The 6,228-nt window shown below is 71.8% G+C and carries 7 protein-coding genes and 1 pseudogene; 2 read left to right on the top strand and 6 right to left on the bottom strand.

Going from position 1 to position 6,228, the window contains the following annotated elements; translation table 11 throughout:
• Positions 1-24 precede the first annotated feature (24 nt).
• The 5 genes and pseudogenes from ABD151_RS05910 to ABD151_RS05890 all read right to left on the bottom strand — a co-directional run bounded on the left by ABD151_RS05910 (position 25) and on the right by ABD151_RS05890 (position 3,161).
• On the bottom strand, positions 25-606 hold the full coding sequence (locus tag ABD151_RS05910) for a hemerythrin domain-containing protein (protein WP_343992276.1): 582 nt from the start codon (positions 604-606) through the stop codon (positions 25-27).
• Between the two features lie 45 nt (positions 607-651).
• Positions 652-1,323 (bottom strand): annotated as a pseudogene (locus ABD151_RS05905) (DUF6766 family protein).
• Between the two features lie 84 nt (positions 1,324-1,407).
• The gene (locus tag ABD151_RS05900; RefSeq protein WP_343992273.1) at positions 1,408-1,824 is read right to left on the bottom strand and encodes a hypothetical protein; all 417 of its coding nucleotides are present in this window, start codon (positions 1,822-1,824) and stop codon (positions 1,408-1,410) included.
• Positions 1,825-1,866: 42 nt separating this feature from the next.
• Positions 1,867-2,265 (bottom strand): Rv3103c transmembrane domain-containing protein, encoded by a 399-nt coding sequence (locus ABD151_RS05895; RefSeq protein WP_343992271.1) that lies wholly within the window; start codon positions 2,263-2,265, stop codon positions 1,867-1,869.
• Positions 2,262-3,161, bottom strand: a complete 900-nt coding sequence (locus tag ABD151_RS05890; protein ID WP_343992269.1) for a mechanosensitive ion channel family protein — start codon at positions 3,159-3,161, stop codon at positions 2,262-2,264. Before ABD151_RS05890 ends, ABD151_RS05895 begins: the two co-directional genes overlap by 4 nt.
• A 65-nt stretch (positions 3,162-3,226) precedes the next feature.
• Between ABD151_RS05890 and ABD151_RS05885 the strand changes: the two genes are divergently transcribed.
• Together ABD151_RS05885 and ABD151_RS05880 are read left to right on the top strand one after the other, a co-directional pair.
• Positions 3,227-3,664, top strand: coding sequence for a hypothetical protein (locus tag ABD151_RS05885; protein WP_343992267.1), 438 nt, complete (start codon positions 3,227-3,229; stop codon positions 3,662-3,664).
• Between the two features lie 55 nt (positions 3,665-3,719).
• Positions 3,720-5,207 carry a hypothetical protein gene (locus ABD151_RS05880; protein ID WP_343992265.1) on the top strand — a complete coding sequence of 496 codons (1,488 nt, stop codon included), beginning with the start codon at positions 3,720-3,722 and terminating at the stop codon, positions 5,205-5,207.
• Between the two features lie 9 nt (positions 5,208-5,216).
• On the opposite strand, the gene ABD151_RS05875 is transcribed toward ABD151_RS05880, so the two are convergent.
• On the bottom strand, positions 5,217-6,176 hold the full coding sequence (locus ABD151_RS05875) for a PfkB family carbohydrate kinase (protein ID WP_343992263.1): 960 nt from the start codon (positions 6,174-6,176) through the stop codon (positions 5,217-5,219).
• Positions 6,177-6,228 lie beyond the last annotated feature (52 nt).

Below are 6,228 nucleotides of genomic sequence, written 5' to 3'. Positions count from 1 at the left end.
CGCGCCCGACGCCGGCGGTCCCGCCTAGCCGTCAGCCTGCTTGCGCAGCTCCTCCTGCAGGCTGGCCTTGTCCAGGCCCGACACGCCGGTGATCCCGGCGTTGTCGGCCTGGCGCCGCAGCTCGTCGCGGGTGATGTCGGCGGGCTGCTGACCCAGGTGCTCCTCCCGCGCCTTCAAGAAGGCGTCCCCGAGCTCCTCGCGGCGGCTCACATCCATCCGCTCGCGCATGTGGAGGAGGACGGTCTCCTCCTCCTCTTCGATGTGGTGGCTCACCGACTCGACGGCCTTGGCCAGGATCTCCTCGAACTCGGCCCCCTCCGGGTCGGCCTCGGCCAGCCTCTCGAGCAGCTCATCGGCCTCGATGTGCTCCTGCTGGCTGTGCTCCACGTCGTCGGCGCCACCGGCATCGGCCGCTGCCGGATAGACCTCCGACTCCTCGGCGCGGCTGTGCGCGGCGAGCAGCGTGGTGAGGACCGGGACCACCGTCGGCCGAGCCTGCGGATTGCTCTCGAGCTCGGCGAAGAGACGCTCCACCTCGCGGTGGTCCTGCATGATCAGATCGACGACGTCCGCCATCACGACCTCCTGGTTCGTAGTGTGGCCCATCTGTACCCCGCCGGGGCGCCTGGCATTCGCGCGCTTACGCGCTCATCACCCTTCGATCCCGGTGCTTTCGTGCGGGGCGCCGACCGGCTTGCTTTCCGGCGATCCGCGCTGCCGCAGATAGATCGCCAGCACCGCCATCGACCCGACTGCCAAGAACTCCGACTGCCAGTTCTGCAGAGTGCGGGACCAGAAGTCGGCGTTGCCGAGATAGTCGAGATAGGAGACCGGGTCCTGACGTCGCGCCAGGCGCTCCTCGTTGTAGGAGACCCGTCCGGCGATCGACTGGACCAGCCATGACAGCAGGAAGATCGCTCCCATGGTGAGCGTCAGCGAGTAGGAGAAGATCCGCGTCCGCCACCCTCCCGACTTGGCCCAAGCGGGACTGTCCGGCCGGGCATGGACGCCGACCATCTGGTCCTCGTCGGACTCCAGGCCGGCCTTCTCCGGCTCCTTCGACTCCGGCGATCCTCGCTGGATCAGCCAGATCGTGGCGGTGACGTAGAGAAGGAATTAGAGGTACTCGCTCTGCCAGTTCTCACTGACGTCCACCGCGAAGTCGGCCGAGACCAGGTAACGCCAGAAGGTGAGCGTGCCCAGCCCCTCCGCCGCTTGCTCCGCGTTGAAGGCGTGCCATCCCGCGCTAGCCTGACCGATCAGGCTAGCCAGGAAGATGATCCCGAAGAAGAGTCCCAGGGAATGCAGTCTCAGCCTGCCCATCAGAGCCTCCCGAGCGCGATCGCCATCAGGCATGCCAGACCGCCGAGGATCACCGCGAGGTAGGCGACGAAGATGACACGCATCTCAACCCACCTCGATGTCGCAGTCATAGGGCTTGTCGTCCGGCTGCCGAGCACAGCCAACGGCGACGACGCGCCAGCCGCTGTCGAAGCGGCTCAGGAACGCGGTGTCGTCCTCATGCCGAACCTGAGCCATCGACCCATAGCGGTGCACCTCGCCCGGACCGGGCGGTTCGGGAAGGCCAAGCTCCAGGATCGCCTCAGAGCAGGGCTTGCCCTCCTCCGACTCGAGGCTGCGCCGGGCCTCTGCGGCGAGATCCCCGCAGGCCCCCTCCCCATCGCCTGACGCGACCGCTCGATGGAAGTGCTCCAGGCGATCCGAGACCGGGTCGTCGGTCGCAGCGCCGCAGGCGACCAGGGCCAGCCCAGCGATGCTGACCAGGGCCGTCGCCGCCCGCCACGCTCTGCGCTGGTCGTTCATGCCGTGGCAGTACCCCGGCCCGCTGACCGCAAACGACGCGGCTCAAGGAGTGGCGTCGTCCTGCGGAACGGAGGTGCCCGTCGGCTCCGAGGTCGGCACCTCGCTCGGCTCCGGCTCGGGCGCCGGGTCGGTCGGGGTGGCCGACGGTGACCCACCACGGGTCGGCTGGTCGGAGGGCGACGGCGAGGGCGACGAGCCCTCGGGCTCGCTCGGCGTCGTCTCGGAGTCGGACGGCGTCGCGCTGGGGCGTTGCGACGGGCTCGGCGTCTCACTCGGCTCGGACGGCGACTCCTCCGGCTGCACCGGGCCGTACTGCTGGGTGGGCTGGGCCGGCTCGACCGGGTCCGGGCGGACGAAGAGGTAGAGCACCATCGCGGCCAGGAAGATCCCGGCCAGGACCATGGTGGAGAAGCGCGGACGCTCCAGCGTGAGCCCGTTCATCCCTCGCCTCCCGTCGTCCCCGCCTCTTCGGCCTGCACGTTGATCCCCTCCGCGCGCAGGGCGCGGGTGATCTGCATCCGCAGCGCCCGGCTCACCTCGAACTGGCGACCTGGCAGCGTCCTGGCCACCACCCGCACGGTGAACTGGTCCATCTCGATGGACTCCACGCCCATCACCGACGGCGCATCGAGCAGCAGCTCGTGCAGGGCCGGGTCCTCGTAGGCGGCCGCTCCGGCGTCACGCAGCAGCTTGCTGACCAGGTTCACGTCGAAGACGATCGGCACCGGCACGTCGATCACCGCTCGCGCCCAGTCCCGCGACAGGTTGGTCACCTGGACGATCTGGCCATTGGGCGTGATCACCACCTCGCCGGTCGGGGTGCGCAGCGAGGTGATCCGCAGGCTCACGTTCTCCACCGTGCCGAGGACCGGCGTGGCGACACCGGTCACCGAGATCCGCACCAGGTCACCGAAGCCGTACTGGCGCTCGGCGAGGACGAAGAAGCCCGCCAGCAGGTCCTGCAGGATCCGCTGCGCGCCGAAGCCGAGCGCCACGCCGGCGACCGTGGCGGCCGGGACGATCGCGCCGAGCGAGACGCCGAGGTTCTGCAGCACCGCGATGGTGGTCACGGTGTAGATCAGCACCACGATCGCCCAGGTGATCACCTGCGCGATCGCGCGCCGGTGCTTGGAGTCCTCCGAGCGCACCCGGCTGCCCCCGGGGGCACTCTCGGCACGCTCCGCGCGGGCCGAGAACTGGTCCGCCGACCACCGCACGAACCGCCCCAGCAGCATCGAGCCGGTGACCAGCATGACGATCTCCAGACCGTCGCCGCGCAGCCAACGACTCAGGTCGGTCAGAGGTTGCGTCGCCAGGACGATGACGTCGGGCGACATCGTCGATCCTCGAACGGCAGAAGGCAGGGGCATGCCCCCATCATGACCGGTGACAGGATGGAGCCGTGGCTAAGAAGCGCAGGCAGGGCAACGACGGTGCGTCCAAGCGCGGCGGCGCAGCGCCCGCGGGCAACCCGATGCTGATCCAGGTGGGGCCCGACTTCTACGACGAGGCGGCGCTGGCCGAGGCGCTGGTGATCGACGGCGCCCCGGCCGAGGTGGCCATGGTGCGGCGGCTGCGCGAGGAGGGCCGTCTGGTGGCACTCGGCACCGCGGACCAGCAGTGGATCCACCCGACCTGGCAGGTGCGCGACGGCGCGCTGCTGCCGGGCCTCGACGCCGTGTTGGCGGCCTTCGCCGGACAGCCGGCCTGGTCGGTCGCGCTCTGGCTGACCACCGCCCACGACGACCTCGACGGCGCGACGCCTGCCCAGGCGCTGGCCGACGGCATCGCGAGCGTCGCCGAGCTGGCGGCGGCGACCGCGCACCGCTGGGCGAACTGAGCCCGAGCCCCGCGGCTGCGGGGATTGTGTCGGAGGTCTGTTCGACGCTCGTCGCATGTCCTTCTCGACGCCCGACCTCGACGCCACCGCGGTGCTGCACGCCGCCGGCGCCGCGGTGGTCGAGCGACGACTGAGCGAGGTCCGTGAGCTCGAGCTGCTGGCCCAGTGGGCGGCACTCCACGGCGAGGTCGACGACGCCGGCCGTCGCCGGCGCCTGGCGATGGTGCGGCTCGGCGGCGAGGGCACCCCGCTGGTGCAGGACCACTGCCTGGGTGAGATCGCGCTGGCCCGCGGCACCCACGTGATCGCCACCAACCACGCACTCGCCGACGCGCTCGACCTCCAGCACCGGCTGCCGCTGATCTGGGGCACGGCCACCACCGGCATCGTCGACCTGTGGATCGTGCGCAAGGTCGCCAGGCTGTCCCGCCACCTCCCCCTGGCCCGGGTGGGCGTGGTCGACGCCGCGATCGCGCGGATGCTCGGCCGCGAGGGAGGCGGCCGGATCCTCGACGTCGCCGAGGCGGCGATCATCGAGGCCGACGTCGATCTCCACAACGCCCGGGTGGAGGAGGAGAAGCGGCGCCGCTACGTCGGCTTCGGCAGGACGAACGAATACGGCCTGCGTGCCCTGATCGCCCAGATCGACGCCGGCGACGCCGCCTGGATCGACGCCACCCTCACCCGCGTGGTCGCGATCCTGCAGAGCCGCGACGACGTGGAGCGGTGCCGGGACGAGTGGCGCGCCGTCGCCCTGGGCTACCTCGCCAGGCCCGCGGAGCTGCTGACGCTGCTCGCCGAGGAGGTCGCCGAGGAGGTCGCCGAGCAGCCCTCGAGCGACGCCGCCGCCGACGACGACGAGCAGGCCCCAGCCCCGTGCGCGTGCGGCCTCAACCGGGCGATCGCCTTCCCGCAGGAGCTTCTGGGCCACCTGCGCGCCATCGACTGGACGAGGCTCCGCCCCAAGGCCGTCCTCTACCTCCACCTGCACGAGGCCGCGCTCACCGGCCAGGCGGCGGGCGTCGCCCGGGCCGAGCCCACCGGCAACCACGGGCTGCGCGCACACACGCTCACTCAGCTGCACCGGCTGCTGCACCGCACGAAGGTCACCGTCAAGCCGGTGATCGACCTCAACAACCGGGTCCGCACCACCGCCTACGAGCACCCCGAGGCGCTCAAGGAGCGGGTCTACCTCCAGACCTGTGGCGACTACTGGCCCTATGCCGCCGCCACCAGCCGCAACGTCGACTACGACCACGTCACCCCCTATCGCAGCACCGGGCCCCCAGGCCCCCACCTCCACGACGAGCAGACCGGCACTCACAACTCCGGCCCGCTGGGGCGCACCCATCACCGCTGGAAGACCCACGCCGGCTACCAGGCTCGACAGGTGGGCGAGGGCCGCTACCTGTGGACGACGCCGCACGGTCTGGCCTTCCTCGTCGACCACACCGGCACCAGGCGGATCTCCCCCGAGGTCGCCGAGATGATCCGCCAGGCACCGCTCGGCGTGGACGTCTATCCGGGTCCGGTCAGCTACTGAGTCTCGCGCCTAGAGCTCGTCCGCCGACGGCGGATCGGCACCGTGCCGGGAGACCGTCACCGCCGCGGCCCGGACGGCGAAGGCCAGCGCGGCGCGCCACTGTTCGGCCTCCAGCCCGGCGAGCCTGGGTCCAGCTCCCGCGCCCAGGTGCGGCCACAGCCGGTCGATCAGCGCGGCGCTGAAGGTGTCGCCCGCCCCGATCGTGTCGACCACCACGACCGGCACGCCGGCCACGCTGCCGGCGCCGGAGGTCCCTGCCGCGCGCGTGTGCCAGCTCGCGCCCGCCGCACCCCGGGTGACGACCACCGCCGCCGCACCGGCCGCCAGCAGGCGCCACACGCCGCCCTCGACGCCGTCGGTCGGCCACAGGGCCGCCAGATCCTCGTCGGAGGCCTTCACCAGATCGGCCATCGCCGCCATCCGCTGCACCGCGGCGACCACCTCGGGCCCGGCCCCGGTGACCGCCGGGCGCAGGTTGACGTCGTAGCTCACCGCGCAGTGCGGCCTTAGCCGCTGCACCAGCTCCAGCACCTGCGCGGCACCCGGCGCCAGGAGCGGCGCGAAGGAGGTCACATGCACCACCCGGGGGCCGGTTCCCGCCGCCGACGACGACAACGCCGACAGCAACCCCGACAACACCGGCAGCCGCCAGTCGACGGTGATCTCGTAGTGCGCCGCGCCGGAGGCGTCGATCACCGCATCGGCTCGCGCAGTGCTCGCCACCACGTGGGGGTCGCCGGCGAGCGCCACGCCCGCACCCGCCAGATGGCGGACGATCTCGCGGCCACCGGCGTCGTCGGCGTAGCAGGTGGCCAGCCGGGTCGACCGGCCCAACCGCGCCAGCGCGACCGCGGTGTTGACCGCCGAGCCACCCGGGCGACTGCTCGGCGCAGCGTCCGGCACCCGCACCACGTCGAGCACCGACTCCCCCACCACCAACGCCGCGTCCGCCCACTCCGTGTCCCGCACGGCACCACTCTGCCCGTCACGGTGGGGCTCGGACCAGCCCGCGACTGTGTCC

The organism is Nocardioides dubius, assembly GCF_039528155.1.
In the GTDB taxonomy this organism is placed as follows: domain Bacteria; phylum Actinomycetota; class Actinomycetes; order Propionibacteriales; family Nocardioidaceae; genus Nocardioides; species Nocardioides dubius.
The sequence above is the reverse complement of the archived record's forward strand: the minus strand, read 5'-3'. Positions and strand labels throughout refer to the sequence as shown.

Excerpts from the sequence above, each read along its gene's own strand:
- ABD151_RS05910 (WP_343992276.1), bottom strand. The coding sequence starts at position 606 with ATGGGCCACACTACGAACCAGGAGGTCGTGATGGCGGACGTCGTCGAT.
- ABD151_RS05900 (WP_343992273.1), bottom strand. The coding sequence starts at position 1,824 with ATGAACGACCAGCGCAGAGCGTGGCGGGCGGCGACGGCCCTGGTCAGC.
- ABD151_RS05895 (WP_343992271.1), bottom strand. The coding sequence starts at position 2,265 with ATGAACGGGCTCACGCTGGAGCGTCCGCGCTTCTCCACCATGGTCCTG.
- ABD151_RS05890 (WP_343992269.1), bottom strand. The coding sequence starts at position 3,161 with ATGTCGCCCGACGTCATCGTCCTGGCGACGCAACCTCTGACCGACCTG.
- ABD151_RS05880 (WP_343992265.1), top strand. The coding sequence starts at position 3,720 with ATGTCCTTCTCGACGCCCGACCTCGACGCCACCGCGGTGCTGCACGCC.